Raw genomic sequence first — 16,568 nt, forward strand, 5'->3', positions numbered from 1 at the left:
ACCCTGCAACATTGCCTTTCTGCCCGGCATTGATGCTTTCCCAATGCCTTTCTATAAGCGCGACAATGTCAGCCTCCATCGCCCTTGTCGACGACGATCGCAATATCCTCACATCGGTTTCGATTGCCATGCAAGCGGAGGGCTATGTCACACGCCTCTATCCCGATGGGGAGGCCGCGCTGAAAGCACTTTTGGAGAACCCTGCCGACCTTGGCATTTTCGACATCAAGATGCCGCGCATGGATGGCCTCGAGCTACTTCGGCGTTTGCGCGAAAAATCCGATATGCCGGTAATTTTCCTGACATCAAAGGATGAAGAACTCGATGAGGCGCTCGGCCTCGCAATGGGTGCCGACGACTATATCACCAAGCCCTTTTCGCAGCGTCTGCTGGTTGCTCGCGTCAAGGCAATCTTGCGGCGTACGGCGGTGCGCAGCCGCAGCCTTGAAGAGGAAAGCAAGGATGAACCCGAACCGCTACATCGCGGCGATTTGGAAATGGACCCTGCCCGTCACCATGTGAAATGGAAAGGCAAGCCGGTAACGCTTACGGTTACTGAATTCCTCATTCTTGAAGCACTGGCAGCTAGGCCAGGCGTGGTTCGCACGCGGAGCCAGTTGATGGACATTGCCTATCATGACGACGTCTATGTCGATGATCGCACCATAGACAGCCACATCAAGCGCCTGCGCCGGAAGTTTCGGGAAATAGACCCCGAATTCTCTGCAATCGACACGCTCTATGGCGCTGGATATCGCTTTGCAGACGCCTGATACTGATCGATTCCAGTTACGCTGGAGCCGCAAACTATCCCTGACGTCGCGCATCCTCGCCGTTAATCTTTTTGCACTCGCATTGATGGCAAGCGGGCTCTTTTTCCTCGACAGCTATCGGACGAGGCTGGTGGCTGAGCGCCAGGAAGCCGCTGAAACACAAGTTGTTCTGCTGGCCTCGGCCATCGCCAGAATGTCTCCCGCAGATGCGCAAGCGACACTCTCCGCTTTTGCCAAGAACGGGAAATCGCGGGTGCGCCTCTATAACCAGAGTGGCGAAAAAACTTATGACAGTGCGGCTGCGGTTGGTGTGACGTTTCAATTGGCGGACCCCAGCAAAGAGCCGTGGAGGAAAACCGCTGCCCGCTGGATGGACATGGGCTTCGATTTCCTCGTGCAAGCGCCCGACTTGGCCAGTTACCAGGAACCGTCAAAGGACAACGCTGCGGCTTGGCCCGAATTGCGTCAATTGAAAGCAGGCCTAGGCAATTCATTGGTCCGTTTTGCACCAGACTTGACCCATGTCGTCTCGGCAGCGACAATCATGCCCGACGGAACCAGATTGCTGACGACCGGTAATCCGCGCGATGTGCGTTCTCTGGTGCGGGCGGAGCGTTTCAGCATCGGCATATTCATGCTGGTGGTGTTGGTGGTCTCCGTCCTGCTGTCACTGTTCCTTGCGCGAACCATTGTGCGGCCGTTGCAATATCTGGCGCGCGCGGCAGTTCGGGTGCGCCTTGGCCGTTCGCCAGATGTCACCATTCCCCGCATGCCGTCGCGCCGAGACGAAATCGGCATGCTCGCCCGCGCGCTTTCCGACATGAGTAGCGCGCTGCGCCAGCGCATTGATGCAACCGAGGCATTTGCTGCCGATGTAGCGCATGAAATCAAAAACCCCCTCGCCTCGTTACGCTCAGCGCTGGATGGAATCGACAACGTCTCTGATCCGGCGTTGCGCGCCCAATTGATGGCAGTGGCGCATGCCGATGTACAGCGGATGGATCGACTGATCAGTGACATTTCCGACGCCAGCAGGATCGACGCCCAACTCGCCAAGGCCAATTTCGAACCCATCGACATGGGTGACATGATCGAACAGTTGCTGGAGGCACGCGAAAACCGAGCGGCAGACGGAACAGTGCGGATTGCCTTTGCGCGGCCGCGCCGAGGGATAACCGTAGTCATGGGAGAGGATATCCGCATCGAGCGTGTACTCACTAATCTGCTGGATAATGCGGTATCCTTTTCACCTCCGGACGGCGTGGTGGAAATATCCGCGACACGCAGCGACGATGAGGTGATCATCAGGATTAGCGACCAAGGACCGGGAATTCCCCCGCACGAGCGGGAAACCGTTTTCCGCCGTTTCCACAGTGCCCGCCCAGAAAATGAAGGCTTTGGCAAGCATAGCGGCCTCGGCCTCGCTATCGCGCGCACGATCATCGAGGGTCATCATGGCAGCATCAGCGTCGACGATCGCGAGGATGGCTTGAAAGGCGCGTGCTTCCGCATCAGCCTGCCCGCTGCACAGGCGCCGGAGCCAGCGGGATGAATAACAGCGCAACCCTCGTCCATGCGACTGCTGTCGCAATAAATGGTCAGGGTGTCTTGCTGACAGGTCCGTCCGGTGGCGGCAAATCCGATCTGGCCTTGCGGCTCATAGATCGAGGTGCTGCCCTCATCTGCGATGATTATTGCGACATTGTCAGTGGCAAAACCGGCCCGATCATCAGGTCGAAGCCGAATATTGCCGGCATGATCGAGGTGCGCGGTGTGGGGATCATGAACATTCCCCATGTGGAGAGTGCGCCATTGGCTCTTGCACTTAACCTTGGTGATGTAGCCGAACGATTACCCGACGACAGCAGCGTCGTTTCGCTTTCGGGCTGGTCGGTTCCTGCCTACCCGCTTACCCCATTTGAACAATCGGCACCGCTGAAAGCCGAGATGCTACTCAAACGGATCATTGACGAAAAGCGCGTTCCAGTGCGATTGTTTACGCAAGGTTACGAACGGAGCGCGGTGTGAGCATAGGAACGACCAGCAGGATTTTGCTTGTCACCGGACTATCTGGGGCAGGAAAATCGACCGTTCTCAAGACCTTGGAAGATCTTGGCTGGGAAGCGATTGACAATTTTCCAGTACGCCTCGCAAAGCCGCTGCTCGATCTGCCGCAAGCCGAAGGTTCGGGCGATGCTGATATGCCATTGGCAATCGGATTTGACAGCCGGACCCGTGGGTTCGAACCAACGCGCTTGATCAACGAGATAAGGCAGCTTCAAAAGCGCGACGATGTCGAAATCATGACATTGTTTGTCGATTGTGCAGGCGCTGAAATCGAGCGCCGTTATTCGGAAACACGAAGGCGCCATCCGCTTGCGCAAGATCGACCAGCCATCGACGGGATTGCGCAAGAACGTGCGTTGATGGAGCCGCTGCGCGACTGGTCGGACCTGGTGATTGACACTAGCCACATGTCGGCAAGTGACCTTCAGGCAGAAATTCGCGACCGGTTCCGTCAGCCAGATGGCAAAATGACCGTTTCCTTGGTCAGTTTCGGCTTTTCGCGCGGTGTCCCGCCCAATGCCGACCTCATTTTTGACCTTCGCTTCCTGCAAAACCCGCACTGGGATCCGGAATTACGTCCGATGACAGGGCTCGATCGCGCTGTCGGAGAATATGTATCGGCGGATGAAGGCTATCAGGAGGCCTTTGATCGCATTGCCGATCTATTGCGCTTCCTGCTTCCACGATACGACGCACAGGGCAAAGCTTATGTCACGATCGGCTTCGGCTGCACCGGAGGGCGGCATCGCTCGGTGTTTGTGACCGAGGAATTTGCCCGTTTGCTTCGCGAAGATGGTTACTCCCCAAGCGTAAAACATCGCAATCTCCACTCAAGGCCTGTTGACGCGCTCGAATGGCAAGGTAATCAGGCGCGCCCCATGTATAACGATTGAAGAAGAATTGGGGTTTCTAACAGGGATATGGTAGCGGGATACGCATGATCGGACTTGTCTTGGTTACCCATGGCACATTGGCGAGCGAATTTGTCGTCGCCATGGAGCATGTGGTCGGCCCACAAAAGCAGATTGCAACCATCTGCATCGGACCGCGCGACGATATGGAAACGCGTCGCAAGGAAATCTCCCAGGCGATCAAGGATGTCGATAGCGGCGAAGGCGTTATCATCCTGTCCGACCTGTTCGGCGGCACGCCCTCAAATCTCGCCATTTCGTTGCTCGAAGTGGGCAAGATCGAGGTGATTGCCGGCGTCAACCTGCCGATGCTCATCCGCCTTGAAAGCGCACGCAAGAATATGAGCGTGTCGGATGCCGTGCTCGCTGCGCGCGATGCAGGTCGCAAATATATCAGTGTCGCTTCCGAATTGCTGGAGGCATCGCGGTGAGTCGGGTCAGTCGCACGCTGACCATCGTTAACCAGAAGGGCCTACATGCCCGCGCGAGTGCAAAATTTGTTACATTTGTCAGTCGCTTGCCCGATGGACTTAAGGTCCATGTCGAAAAGGACGGGCAAACGGTCACCGGTACCTCTATCATGGGTCTGATGATGTTGGGTGCCGCCAAGGGCAGCGATATCGTCATCCATGTTGAAGGCGAGGATTCCGAAATGGCACTCGAAAAACTCGCCGGACTCGTCACAGACGGCTTCGGCGAAGATTAATCCCATGCGCCGGGAAATTACCGGGTTTTCCAACCCGCTGGTCAAGCGGGTACGATCGCTCCGTGAAAAGAAACACCGCAAGCGTGAAGGCCTTTTCCTTGCCGAAGGCTTGCGGATCCTTACCGAAGCACGCGAAGCTGGTTTCCTTCCCGAAATGCTGTTTCGTTGCTCTGATCGCGATGCCCACAGCCTCGAAATAGCACTCGAGGGCGAAGTGCTTGCCGCCGGTGGCGACGTCATCGAAACCAGCGCCGACATCCTGTCGAAATTGTCGGGCAAGGATAATCCGCAAACAGTCATCGGCGTTTATCGTGAAACCGCCACACCTCTCGAATCGCTCGACCGGAACAGCGCACAGATCTGGCTGGTGGCGCAGGCGATGCGCGATCCCGGCAACCTTGGCACTATGCTGCGCACTGGCGATGCGGTTGGCGCAGGCGGTTTAATCCTCCTCGATGATTCCACCGATCCTTTTTCAGTTGAGGCCGTTCGTGCCAGCATGGGCGCAATCTTCACGCAAAAACTGGTGCAATGCCGGTGGGATGAATTCCTTCCCTGGCTGCGCAATGGCCCCGGCCAGTTGATCGGCACCAGCTTGCAGACCGATGTCGATTACCAGGCACCCAGCTATCGCGCGCCATGCTTCATCCTGACAGGCAATGAAGCCCAAGGGTTACCCGAAGCTTATGAAGAGGAATGCGACCTGCTGGTGAAAATGCCGATGCGGGGCAAGGCGGACAGCCTCAATGCCGCGGTTGCGACGGCCGTGATGGCCTATGAGGTGCTTAACCAGTTCCGGCGTGCCTGAACTTTATTGTTCGTTCGAGGCAAGCAGACCTTGCTCACCATCGCCTGAATAACGTGGCACCGCCTCTACGAGCGGTACTTCTTCCAATTCGCGTTTTCCGGTTTCAATATTCAGTTCGGCAAAGCGGCGACCAGTCGAAACCACATTGCGTTCGAAACTGCCGACGAATTTGTTGTAGTTGTTGACCGCTGATGTCAGTCCGCTGCCAACCGATTTCAGATGCTGTGCGGCAACAGCGATGCGATCGTACATTTCCTTGCCCAAGGCGCCGATTTGCTTAGCTTCACGCGCCAATCCTTCCTGCCGCCACACGCTGGCGACGGTACGTGCAATCGCCACAAGGTTGGTCGGGGTTGCAAGCAAAACGCGCTTTTCGAATGCGTGGTCCCACAATGTCGGATCATGTTCGAGTGCAGCCGCCAGGAAATGCTCTCCGGGCACAAACATGATGACATAATCGGGGGCATCATCGAACTGATCCCAATAGGCTTTGCGCGACAACCCCTCGATATGGTTCTTCATCGATGCGGTATGGCGCGCCATGGCCAGATGCCGCGTCTCATCATCATCGGCGTTGAAACCGTCCTGATAGTCGTTGAGCGAGACCTTGGCATCGATGACAAGGCTGCGACCGCCCGGAACGCGCACGATCGCGTCAGGCCGTAACCGGCCATCTTCAACGGTAACACTCGCCTCGGTGACAAAATCGACATGTTCGGCAAGGCCACAACTTTCGAGTACGTTCTTCAGCTGTTGCTCACCCCAACGACCGCGCGCCTTGGGGGCGTTGCGCAGGCTGTTGACGAGGCGTGCAGCCTCGCTTTGTACCCGTTCCTGCCCTGCCCGCATCTGGTCGATCAATCCGGTGAGCGCGCCATAGGCTTCGGTACGTTCCTTTTCGATCTTGCCGACCTGTTCCTCATAGGCCTTCAACCGTTCGCCCACGGGAGCCAGAAGTTGCTTCAAGCGCTCTTCATTTTTCTCACCCGCCTGGTGGAAACGCTCATCCGCGCGCTGGAGGAAGGCCTGCTGCGCTTCACCCAAAAGTTTTTGCCCGATCTCGCCAAACTGGGCCGACAGCAAGTCTTTGGCTTCTGAAAGTGCCTTCAACTGCTCATCAAAGCCGCGTTCGCGCTCCTCAAGCGAGGTTTCCAGCCGCGCCAGACGATCCTTGGCAGCATCCCGTTCTTCAACGACCTCGTTGAGCATCGCACGGAGCTGAGTGGTAGTCTCCGCCCCTGCCCGCCCGACGCGCCCACCCAGAACCCAGCCGATGCCAAGGCCCAGCAGCAATGCTGTTACGACTATGATGATGGCAACTATCGGATCCACTGAACTTCGCCTGCAAAGGAACGAAAGCGGAACATAGCCACCTGCTTGGCTGGGTCAAGCACCTTCAGCGGGAATGGCGGACTTGCGTGCCTTTTTGACCAATCCATAGCGCCACATGCTGAGGGGGATGAGCGCCAGATAAACCACGCAAACCACCGCGAGGGTGATGAGCGGCGCCGTAATCAGTGCGGCGGCAAAGCCCGCGATCGCAACAAGGGCAAAAAAGCGCATGTCGGCAGGGATACGAATGGATTTCCAGCTGAATGTCGCAATGCTGGAAACCATCAACAAAGCGACGAACAGCAACCAAGGCGCAACCAAATAATAGTTGCGGGCTATATCCAGCCCCGTTTCCAGCCAGATGATCATCGGGAACAAGGCGAGCCCTGCACCCGCCGGCGCTGGTACGCCGGTATTGAAGCCAGCCGATTTATGGGGCTGATCCTGCACGTCAATCCGCGCATTGAATCGTGCGAGACGCAAGGCCATGCACAGCGCAAAAAACACAGTGATCGACCAACCGAAGCGCGGCATATGCTGCAGCGCCCACATATAGGTAACGAGGGCGGGCGTTACGCCAAAGGCCGTCACATCCGAAAGCGAATCCAGTTCCGCGCCGAATTTGCTTTCACCCTTGAGCATACGGGCGATGCGGCCGTCCATGCCGTCAAGTATGCCTGCGCCGACTATGGCTGCAATCGCAGCTTCCCAACGGCCCTGCATCGCAAACCATGCACCCGACAGGCCGGTGCACAGCGCCATTGCGGTGACGGCGTTGGGCGCAATCGCGCGGAGCGAAATGCCCGGTCTCTGGAGTTTATCCATGCGTCACGGTTTCAGGCCAGCGACCGCCAGTGTCAATGGGCGATTGCACGTAGATCCTGGTCCACGCCGATTTCAGCTAGGATTGTCTCGCCCGCAATGCAGCGTTGGCCTTTGATGATGCGCGGTGCTGTGCCATGCGGCAGATAAACGTCAACACGGCTGCCAAAGCGGATCAAACCCACGCGTTGGCCAGCGGCAACCACGTCGCCTTCCTTTACGAAAGCGATGATGCGGCGCGCGACAAGGCCGGCAATCTGCGTAAAGCCGATACGCACACCATCGGGGCGCTCGACAAGGAAATGCTGGCGTTCATTCTCTTCGCTCGCCTTATCGAGGTCGGCATTCAGGAACTTGCCTGCGATATAGGCCACGCGTTTGATGGTGCCGCGGATTGGCGCGCGGTTGATATGGACATCGAACACGCTCATGAAAATCGAGACACGCGTCATCGGTTGGTCGCCCAGTCCCGCAGGGCCAGCAAGCTCGACCGGCGGCATGACAGTTTCGATCAAGGTCACAAGACCGTCTGCTGGAGCCACGATGAAGCGGTCATCAACGGGGGTTGCGCGGGCCGGATCGCGGAAAAATGCCAGCGTCCAGATGGTGATACCCGCCATCGGCCAGGCAAGCGTCTCCCAAGCCATGAAGGCGAAAATCGCGGTTACAGCAGCGGCGATCAGTCCGAACTTGCGTCCTTCCGGATGAACCGGAGGGAACGACCATTTTGCGACCCCGGTGCCCCGGTTTGTCAGTTCCTGTTTTGTCATGCGAGCGCCTTCTAGGGACTGTGGCGCGATGTTACAACTATTAGCTTGAACGCTACGAAACCCCCGGATTGTCGACAATCTGTTGACAATCTGTCGAGCCCAGCGATAGCCAGTTTAAATGGCTATCACTGGATCCGAAGCGACACGATCTGCATCGAATGTGCGAATGACCGCCGCGCAAATCGCGCGCGACGTTATTGATCGGTTGGAAAGTGGTGGATTTGCACCCGGACAACGCCTTGTCGAAGCGGATTTGTGCCTGCGCTATGCAGCAGGGCGACAGATAATCCGCGAAGCTTTGCAGCATTTGAACGCGCTTGGAATCGTTGCTCTTGAGCCCAATCGAGGCGCACATATCGTGCATGTTTCGCGCGAAGACGCGATCATGACGCTCGAATTGACCGAATTGCTGTTTGGTCTGGTTTCACGCAGCGCCGCCCGCCGCATCGCCGCTGGTGCTGATGCAAGTCGGCTGGACGCCGCTATCGACGAATTGATGCAATCGTCACAATCCGATGATCGCGCGCTCTATATGCGCGCCCGCCGCCATCTGTTTGGCGCGCTTTCCCAAATTGCCGGTAATGCCGAACTTAGCCGGATCATGGATCAGGTTCGCGTCCATGCGATGCGGGCACAATTCGGCTTTGCCGACTTTCGAAAAGGGCATGCGCAGGAACTGGCGCAAATCGGGCACACAGTCATTGCCGGCGATTCCGCAAATGCAGAGGAACAAGCACGGAAATATGTCCGCAGCATCAGGGAAGCCCTGCAACAACTGTAGCAGGCAGAATTTTTGGGGAGAGAGACAGCATGCAATATGATCTGATCATCAGGAACGGCGTAATCGTCGATGGCAGTGGTAAACCGGCTTTTACCGGTGACGTCGCAGTCTCCGGCGGAAAGATTGCTGCAGTCGGCAAGGTCGAAGGAAGCGCCAAGCAGGAAATCGACGCCGATGGAAAGCTGGTGACACCGGGATTTGTTGACATCCACACGCATTTCGATGGCCAGGCAACTTGGGAAAACCGTATGTCCCCCTCATCAAACCATGGTGTCACGACCGTTTTGATGGGTAATTGCGGTGTCGGCTTTGCACCCTGCCGCCCGCATCAGCGCGACATGCTGGTCAAATTGATGGAGGACGTTGAAGATATTCCAGAGGTGGTGATGGTCGATGGCCTGCCCTGGAATTGGGAAACCTTCCCCGATTATCTCGATGCACTCGAAAAGCGTGAACTCGATGTCGATGTCGCTACGCAGGTGCCGCATTCGGCCGTCCGCATCTTCGTGATGGGTGAGCGCGCGGCGCGCCACGAACCTCCGACCGCCGAAGACCTCGAACAGATGCGGACATTGGTGAAGGAAGCTATCGAAGCAGGCGCATTCGGCGTCACCACTTCACGCAACATGATGCACCGCACGCGCGCCGGAGAACTCGCGCCCAGCCTTTACTCCGAATTTGACGAACTTTGCGCCTTGATGGACGGGTTGGTCGAAGCCAATGCCGGCGTCTTTCAGATGATCCCTGCCCCATCCAACGATGCTGGCGAAGAATTCGCGCTGCTTCGCGGTTTGGCCGAGCATGGGAAGCGCCCTGTTTCGTTCACACTGCTCGATGTTCCAAACCAGCCCGGCCCCGGTTGGCGCGCGATGCTTCGCGGGCTTGAGCAGGCCCGCCAGGACGGCTTGCAAATGCGCGGACAGGTCGCGCCGCGACCGGTCGGAATGTTCTATGGCCTTGACCTCAGCCTCCATGCCTTCAGCTCTCACCCCAGCTACAAGGCGATTGCAGCACTGCCGCTGGCAGAGCGCGTTGCAAAAATGCGCGATCCGCAATTCCGCTCGCAATTGCTCTCCGAAAGCCCGGAAGACAGCAATCCGGTAACTTTGGCGCTTATCGATGCTTTCCGCGCTACCAGTGAATGGGAGGACGGACGGCCTAACTATGAACCTGATCGCGCGAGCAGGATGGAGGCGCGCGCGCAGGCAGCTGGGCTCAGCCTTCACGAATATGCCTATGACCGGCTGCTTCAGGATGACGGTCGCCGGATGTTCTACCTGCCTGCCGCCAATTATACGGAGGGCAATCTGTCGGCCGTTCGCGAAATGCTGGGTCATCCGGATACGGTTATGGCGCTTGCAGATGGCGGCGCGCATTATGGCCTTATCTGCGATTCCAGCTTCCCGACATATTTCCTGCAACGCTGGGCACGCGATGCAGCCGAACATGAACGCATTGAACTGCCTAAAGCGATTGCCGAACTGACCTCGAAAACCGCCGCTACCGTCGGACTAACCGATCGCGGTTTGCTGGCACCGGGGATGAAGGCGGACATCAACGTGATCGATTTCGACAGGCTGCAATTGCGCGTACCTGAGATCGTTTACGACCTGCCCGCTGGCGGCAAGCGGATGCTGCAAAAAGTCGACGGCATAGTCGCAACGATCGTCAACGGCCGCATCACTTATCGCAACGGTGAACATACCGGCGAACTGCCCGGAAGGCTTGTCCGCCGCAGCGCAATGCAACTCGCCGCCTGATCCCGGCTTAGCGCCTTATTCCGCCAGCCAATCGCTGCCGCCTACTGGCAGTTGATTGGCTGGCAAACTTTGCTATGGCGCAGCCACAACAACACAGAATCCCCAAGGAAAGCAGCTTCGTCATGGCAAAAATTAAGGTGAAGAACCCCGTCGTCGAACTAGATGGCGACGAAATGACCCGGATCATCTGGGAATGGATCCGTGAACGCCTGATTTTGCCCTATCTCGACATTGACCTGAAATATTATGACCTCGGCGTCGAACATCGCGATGCGACCGACGACCGCGTGACCGTCGAGAGCGCGAATGCGATCCGCGAATATGGCGTTGGCGTGAAATGTGCGACCATCACCCCCGACGAAGCACGCGTCGAAGAATTCGGCCTGAAGAAGATGTGGAAGTCGCCCAACGGCACCATCCGCAACATTCTGGGCGGCGTTGTTTTCCGTGAACCGATTGTAATCGAAAACGTTCCCCGCCTGATCCCGGGATGGACCGACCCTATCGTTGTTGGCCGCCATGCCTTTGGCGACCAGTATAAGGCAACCGACGTTCGCATCCCCGGCCCCGGCAAGCTGCGCCTCGTTTGGGACGGTGAAAATGGCGAGAAGATCGACGAAGAAGTCTTCATGTTCCCGTCGTCGGGCGTTGCCATGGCGATGTACAATCTGGACGACTCGATCCGCGATTTCGCCCGCGCCTCTTTCAACTACGGCCTTGGCCGCAACTGGCCGGTCTACCTGTCGACCAAGAACACCATCCTCAAGGCCTATGACGGCCGTTTCAAGGATCTGTTCCAGGAAGTTTTCGAAACCGAAGGCTTCAAGGAGAAGTTCGACACCGCGGGCATCGTTTACGAACACCGCCTGATCGACGACATGGTCGCTTCGGCGCTGAAGTGGAGCGGCAAGTTCGTCTGGGCGTGCAAGAATTATGACGGCGACGTCCAGTCAGACCAGGTTGCACAGGGCTTCGGCTCGCTCGGTTTGATGACCTCGATCCTGATGACCCCCGATGGCAAGACCGTGGAAGCGGAAGCCGCGCATGGCACCGTAACCCGCCACTATCGCCAGCACCAGCAGGGCAAAGCGACTTCGACCAACCCGATTGCGTCGATCTTCGCCTGGACCGGCGGCCTGAAATATCGCGGCAAGTTCGACGACACGCCCGAAGTCACCCGCTTCGCCGAAACGCTTGAGCAGGTCTGCATCGAGACGGTTGAAAATGGCGCCATGACCAAGGACCTTGCGATCCTGATCGGTCCGGACCAGGCATGGATGACGACCGAGCAGTTCTTCGAAGCGGTTCGCGCCAATCTCGAACAAAAAATGGGCAGTTGGCAGTAAGTTGCTGACATCGGCGGCTTGCTCCCCTTAAGAAGGGAGCATGGCCGCCGAGTTACATACCGAAGGACTCAATAACACGCTCATCATCTTGGGCGCCGCCGGGATTGTTATCCCGGCTTTTGCGCGTTTGCGCATCACGCCTATCATCGGTTTCCTGCTGGTGGGCGTCCTCGTCGGCCCCATGGGGCTCGGTGCATTGGCCGACCAGATACCGTGGCTGCGCTGGATCACCATTTCCGATATCGAAGATATTGCCCGCATCGGCGAATTCGGCATCATCCTGTTGCTTTTCGGCATCGGGCTGGAGCTGTCATTTCGCCGATTATGGCGCATGCGCAGGCAAGTATTCGGGCTTGGTGCAGCCGAACTGTTTGGAGGAGCCATCCTCATCGGCGGTGCGCTATATGCAGTCGGCTACAGCCCTGTCCAAGCGATAGGTCTAGGCCTCGCCCTCTCATTGTCTTCAACTGCACTTGTACTACCGATAGCGGGTACAACATCATCAGTAGGTCGTTCAGCATTTGCAATGCTGCTGTTTGAAGACCTCGCGATCGTCCCGATCATTTTCGTACTGGGCGTACTCGGACCGCAAGCAGCCAGTGGCAGCGGGTGGGACGGCCTGTTCACGGTCATGTGGCAGGGGCTCGCCGTCATCATCGTCATGCTAATCGCGGGCCGTTTCTTGTTGCCACCTTTGTTCGGGCAGGCTGCGCGCACGAAGAGCCCCGAACTGTTCATATCGGCGACCTTGCTTGTCGTCATCCTTTCGAGCCTTGCGACCGCTGCGGTCGGATTGTCACCGATTGTCGGCGCGCTGATCGCAGGCCTGCTCATTGCGGAAACCGACTATCAGGGCGAGGTGGAAACCGTCGTCGAGCCGTTCAAAGGGCTGGCACTGGGTGTCTTCCTGATCAGCATCGGCATGCAGATCGACATCGGCTTCATCATCACCAATTGGGATAAACTGGCGGCCGCGGTAGTTGTAACCTTGCTCGCCAATGCAATAGTGGTCAGCGGCTTGTTGAAATTCGCTGGCGCACGTCCTGGGGTTGCAACGGAGACCGGCCTGCTGATGGCCAGCCCATCCGAGACGACGCTTATCGTATTGGGCGCGGCTAGTGCGGCACAAATCATAGATCCGGAAACCGCCAAATTCTGGCAGGTAACAACAGCAATCGGATTGATGATCACGCCGATATTGGCGCGTATCGGGCACGATATGGCACGCCGCATAGAAGTGCGATCCACCGGATTGGCGCTGGAGGAGGATATCGGCAACACGGGTGAGCCGCGCACGATATTGATAGGCTTTGGCCGCGTCGGCATTTTGGTTGCCGATATGCTCACCACGCATAACCAGCCCTATCTTGCAGTGGAAAACAACGTCGATGCCGTCATCGCCGCGCGGCGCGAAGGCTATAATGTGATTTTCGGCGATGTAGCGAAAGCCCACACCTTGAATCGCTTGAACCTCGAAACCGCCAAAGGCCTCGTGCTCACGATGAACGATCCGGTGCTTGCGGCTAAAGTGACCAAGCGGATCCGCGCGCAATTCGCTGACCTGACGATAGTCGCGCGCGCGCGCGATGCAGAGCATGCAGCTGAACTCTATCTGGCGGGCGCAACCGATGCAGTTCCGGAAACGCTCGAAAGCTCGTTGCAGCTTTCAGAGGCGGTATTGGTCGACCTGGGCGTGGCAATGGGGCCTGTTATCGCGTCAATCCATGAAAAGCGCGACGAGTTCCGCCGCGCTATCAAGGAAGGTGCGGAGCTGGAGGAAGCCCCGCGATTAAAGCTGCGCTCGCGGCTCAGCCAGCCAGCGCAGCCTTGATCGCATCGATGCCTGCCTGCGCCTGATCGCTACCGGCAGGGCCGCCGCCTTGGGCCATTTCCGGACGGCCGCCGCCACCCTGCCCGCCCATCGCCGCTGTCGCAGCACGAACGAGATCAGGGGCAGAGAATTTGCCGACAAGATCCTGCGATACAGCAACGACAACGGTATTAGCGTTTTCATTCGCCGCAATGATTGCAACCACGCCGCCACCGAGTGCCTTCATCTGCTCATCGGCCAGGCCACGCAGCGCCTTGGGCTCGATACCGGGGATGACCTGACCCATGAAGTTGGTATCGCCCACCTTCTCGGCTTCGGCCTTGGGACCTGAGCCCCCAGAAAGCGCCAGCTTGGTCTTGGTATCGGACAGTTCTTTTTCGAGCGCGCGGCGTTCTGCAAGCAGCGTTTCAACACGCGCCGCCACTTCATCGGGCGCAGTTTTCAGCAGCGATGCGATATCCTTCAACTGACCTTCGCGACGCGCCAGATGCTGCCGCGCGGCTTCACCAGTCAATGCTTCGATGCGGCGGATACCACTTGCCACCGCACCTTCGGAGACGATCGTCATCAAGGCAATGTCGCCAAGCGCGTTGACGTGGGTACCGCCGCAAAGCTCAACCGAATAATTGGCACCGCCGGTGTCACCCATGCTAAGAACGCGGACTTCATCGCCATATTTCTCGCCAAAGAGTGCGAGTGCGCCTGCCGCCACTGCCTCATCGGGGGCCATCAGGCGCGTGGTCACTGCGGTGTTACGGCGAATCTGCGCGTTCACTTCCGCTTCGATATCCGCAATTTCCTCGGGCGACACCGCCTGGTTGTGCGAGAAGTCGAAACGCAGGCGATCGGGTGCCACAAGGCTGCCCTTCTGCGTCACATGGCCGCCAAGGCGGTTACGCAATGCGGCATGCAGCAAGTGCGTGGCGCTATGGTTTGATCGCAGAGCATCCCGACGCGCGGTATCGATCTTGAGCTGGACGACGTCGCCTACCTTCACTTCACCGGCATCAACGGTAAGCTGGTGCGCGTGCAGGCGACCGAGCGGTTTCGACGTGTCGTTGACCGTCGCTGCAAAACCGGAAAGGCTGGAAATGCTGCCCGCATCGCCCATCTGGCCACCGCTTTCGCCATAAAATGGCGTCTGGTTGGTGATCAGGGTTACGCTATCGCCTGCCTTGGCGGATTGCACTTCAGCGCCATCCTTGACCAGCGCCATCACCTGCCCTTCGCCTTCGCTGGCGGTGTAGCCGGTAAATTCGGTCGACCCGACGCGTTCGGCAATATCGAACCAGACTTCGTCCGAAGCCTTGGCACCCGAACCCTTCCAGGCTGCACGGGCGCGTTCTTTCTGCTGCGCCATTTCCGCATCGAAACCTTCGCGGTCGATGCCAAAACCCTGCGCGCGCAATGCGTCTTCGGTCAGGTCATAGGGGAAGCCATATGTATCGTAGAGCTTGAACGCGGTTTCGCCAGGTAGGATATCGCCCTGCCCCATTTTTGCGGTTGCCTCGTCAAGCAACTTGAGGCCCTTGTCGAGCGTGCGGCGGAACTGCGTTTCTTCCTGTTTCAGCGTCGCTTCAATCAGCGGCTGGGCGCGAAGCAGTTCAGGATAGGCTGCACCCATTTCAGCGGCAAGGCTGCCGACCAGACGGTGCATCAAGGGCTCTTTTGCACCAAGCAAGTGCGCGTGACGCATTGCGCGGCGCATGATGCGGCGAAGCACATAGCCGCGCCCTTCGTTGGAAGGCATCACGCCATCCGCCAGAAGGAAGCTGGTCGAACGCAGGTGATCCGCGATCACGCGGTGGCTCGCCTTGCTTTCGCCTTCCGCTTTAGTTCCGGTCAATTCCTCGGATGCAGCAATCAGCGCCTTGAAAGTGTCGGTATCATAATTGTCGTGCACGCCCTGCATGACGGCGGCGATACGCTCCAGCCCCATGCCGGTATCGATGGACGGCTTGGGCAGCGGCACATCGGTGCCATCATCCTGCCGTTCGAATTGCATGAAGACGAGGTTCCAGATTTCGACAAAACGGTCGCCATCTTCATCGGGGCTTCCCGGGGGACCACCGAATATATGCTCGCCATGATCGTAGAAGATTTCACTGCACGGCCCGCACGGTCCGGTATCACCCATCGACCAGAAATTGTCACTGGTGGGGATGCGGATGATGCGATGCTCCGGAAGGCCCGCGATCTTCTTCCAAAGGTCAAACGCCTCATCATCGGTGTGATAGACTGTCGCCGTCAGCTTATCGGGATTAAGGCCCCAATTTTTGGTCAGCAACGTCCACGCATGATGGATGGCCTGTTCCTTGAAATAATCGCCAAAGGAAAAATTCCCCAGCATTTCAAAGAAGGTATGATGGCGCGCGGTATAGCCGACATTGTCTAGGTCATTATGCTTTCCGCCGGCGCGCACGCATTTCTGACTCGAAGCTGCACGTGGAAGCGCGCGCGTTTCAAGGCCGGTGAACACATTCTTGAACGGCACCATCCCTGCATTGGTGAACATCAGGGTCGGGTCGTTATACGGCACGAGCGGCGCGGAAGGCACCACATCATGATCATTGCCCCCAAAATAGTCGAGGAAGCCGCGGCGGATGTCATTGGTCGAAGTCATAGCAGCCGCGACTTAGGCGACGGCAAAGCGTGCTGCAA

At 57.8% G+C, this 16,568-nt stretch carries 15 protein-coding genes; 11 read left to right on the forward strand and 4 right to left on the reverse strand.

Going from position 1 to position 16,568, the window contains the following annotated elements; genetic code table 11:
- Positions 1–65 precede the first annotated feature (65 nt).
- The 7 genes from ACFSAG_RS06110 to ACFSAG_RS06140 are packed head-to-tail and all read left to right on the forward strand — an operon-like array spanning position 66 to position 5,265.
- The gene (locus ACFSAG_RS06110; protein WP_381512480.1) at positions 66–773 is read left to right on the forward strand and encodes a response regulator; all 708 of its coding nucleotides are present in this window, start codon (positions 66–68) and stop codon (positions 771–773) included.
- Entirely contained in the window at positions 742–2,325 is a 1,584-nt protein-coding gene (locus ACFSAG_RS06115; protein WP_381512484.1) for a sensor histidine kinase, read from the forward strand. The genes ACFSAG_RS06110 and ACFSAG_RS06115 overlap by 32 nt, the downstream gene beginning before the upstream one ends.
- Positions 2,322–2,801, forward strand: coding sequence for an HPr kinase/phosphorylase (locus ACFSAG_RS06120; RefSeq protein ID WP_381512487.1), 480 nt, complete (start codon positions 2,322–2,324; stop codon positions 2,799–2,801). The genes ACFSAG_RS06115 and ACFSAG_RS06120 overlap by 4 nt, the downstream gene beginning before the upstream one ends.
- Positions 2,798–3,733: an RNase adapter RapZ gene (gene rapZ, locus ACFSAG_RS06125; RefSeq protein ID WP_374611422.1), complete on the forward strand. Its 936-nt coding sequence runs from the start codon at positions 2,798–2,800 to the stop codon at positions 3,731–3,733. The genes ACFSAG_RS06120 and rapZ overlap by 4 nt, the downstream gene beginning before the upstream one ends.
- A gap of 44 nt (positions 3,734–3,777) precedes the next feature.
- A complete protein-coding gene (locus tag ACFSAG_RS06130; RefSeq protein ID WP_374611424.1) occupies positions 3,778–4,182 on the forward strand; it encodes a PTS sugar transporter subunit IIA in 405 nt (134 codons plus the stop codon).
- The gene (locus ACFSAG_RS06135; protein ID WP_374611426.1) at positions 4,179–4,457 is read left to right on the forward strand and encodes an HPr family phosphocarrier protein; all 279 of its coding nucleotides are present in this window, start codon (positions 4,179–4,181) and stop codon (positions 4,455–4,457) included. Before ACFSAG_RS06130 ends, ACFSAG_RS06135 begins: the two co-directional genes overlap by 4 nt.
- 4 nt (positions 4,458–4,461) lie before the next feature.
- Positions 4,462–5,265, forward strand: coding sequence for a TrmH family RNA methyltransferase (locus tag ACFSAG_RS06140; protein ID WP_381512492.1), 804 nt, complete (start codon positions 4,462–4,464; stop codon positions 5,263–5,265).
- Positions 5,266–5,268: 3 nt separating this feature from the next.
- On the opposite strand, the gene ACFSAG_RS06145 is transcribed toward ACFSAG_RS06140, so the two are convergent.
- Genes ACFSAG_RS06145 through ACFSAG_RS06155 form a run of 3 tightly spaced genes read right to left on the reverse strand, consistent with a single transcriptional unit; the run spans position 5,269 to position 8,189 of the window.
- On the reverse strand, positions 5,269–6,597 hold the full coding sequence (locus tag ACFSAG_RS06145) for a DNA recombination protein RmuC (protein WP_374611430.1): 1,329 nt from the start codon (positions 6,595–6,597) through the stop codon (positions 5,269–5,271).
- A gap of 54 nt (positions 6,598–6,651) precedes the next feature.
- Positions 6,652–7,422: a CDP-alcohol phosphatidyltransferase family protein gene (locus ACFSAG_RS06150; RefSeq protein WP_381512496.1), complete on the reverse strand. Its 771-nt coding sequence runs from the start codon at positions 7,420–7,422 to the stop codon at positions 6,652–6,654.
- A 32-nt stretch (positions 7,423–7,454) separates the two neighbouring features.
- Positions 7,455–8,189: a phosphatidylserine decarboxylase gene (locus ACFSAG_RS06155; RefSeq protein ID WP_374611435.1), complete on the reverse strand. Its 735-nt coding sequence runs from the start codon at positions 8,187–8,189 to the stop codon at positions 7,455–7,457.
- A gap of 118 nt (positions 8,190–8,307) precedes the next feature.
- On the opposite strand from ACFSAG_RS06155, the gene ACFSAG_RS06160 reads away from it, so the two are divergent.
- The 4 genes from ACFSAG_RS06160 to ACFSAG_RS06175 all read left to right on the forward strand — a co-directional run bounded on the left by ACFSAG_RS06160 (position 8,308) and on the right by ACFSAG_RS06175 (position 13,907).
- The gene (locus ACFSAG_RS06160) at positions 8,308–8,970 is read left to right on the forward strand and encodes a GntR family transcriptional regulator (RefSeq protein ID WP_381512500.1); all 663 of its coding nucleotides are present in this window, start codon (positions 8,308–8,310) and stop codon (positions 8,968–8,970) included.
- Positions 8,971–8,999: 29 nt separating this feature from the next.
- Entirely contained in the window at positions 9,000–10,730 is a 1,731-nt protein-coding gene (locus ACFSAG_RS06165; protein ID WP_381512502.1) for an N-acyl-D-amino-acid deacylase family protein, read from the forward strand.
- Between the two features lie 122 nt (positions 10,731–10,852).
- Entirely contained in the window at positions 10,853–12,076 is a 1,224-nt protein-coding gene (locus ACFSAG_RS06170; RefSeq protein ID WP_381512505.1) for an NADP-dependent isocitrate dehydrogenase, read from the forward strand.
- Between the two features lie 40 nt (positions 12,077–12,116).
- Entirely contained in the window at positions 12,117–13,907 is a 1,791-nt protein-coding gene (locus ACFSAG_RS06175) for a cation:proton antiporter domain-containing protein (protein WP_381512507.1), read from the forward strand.
- Here ACFSAG_RS06175 and alaS read toward each other — a convergent pair.
- The gene (gene alaS / locus ACFSAG_RS06180) at positions 13,885–16,530 is read right to left on the reverse strand and encodes an alanine--tRNA ligase (protein WP_381512510.1); all 2,646 of its coding nucleotides are present in this window, start codon (positions 16,528–16,530) and stop codon (positions 13,885–13,887) included. The genes ACFSAG_RS06175 and alaS overlap by 23 nt on opposite strands.
- Positions 16,531–16,568: the final 38 nt, after the last annotated feature.

It is taken from the genome of Sphingorhabdus buctiana, assembly GCF_042680825.1.
GTDB classification, from domain to species: Bacteria; Pseudomonadota; Alphaproteobacteria; order Sphingomonadales; family Sphingomonadaceae; genus Sphingorhabdus_B; species Sphingorhabdus_B buctiana.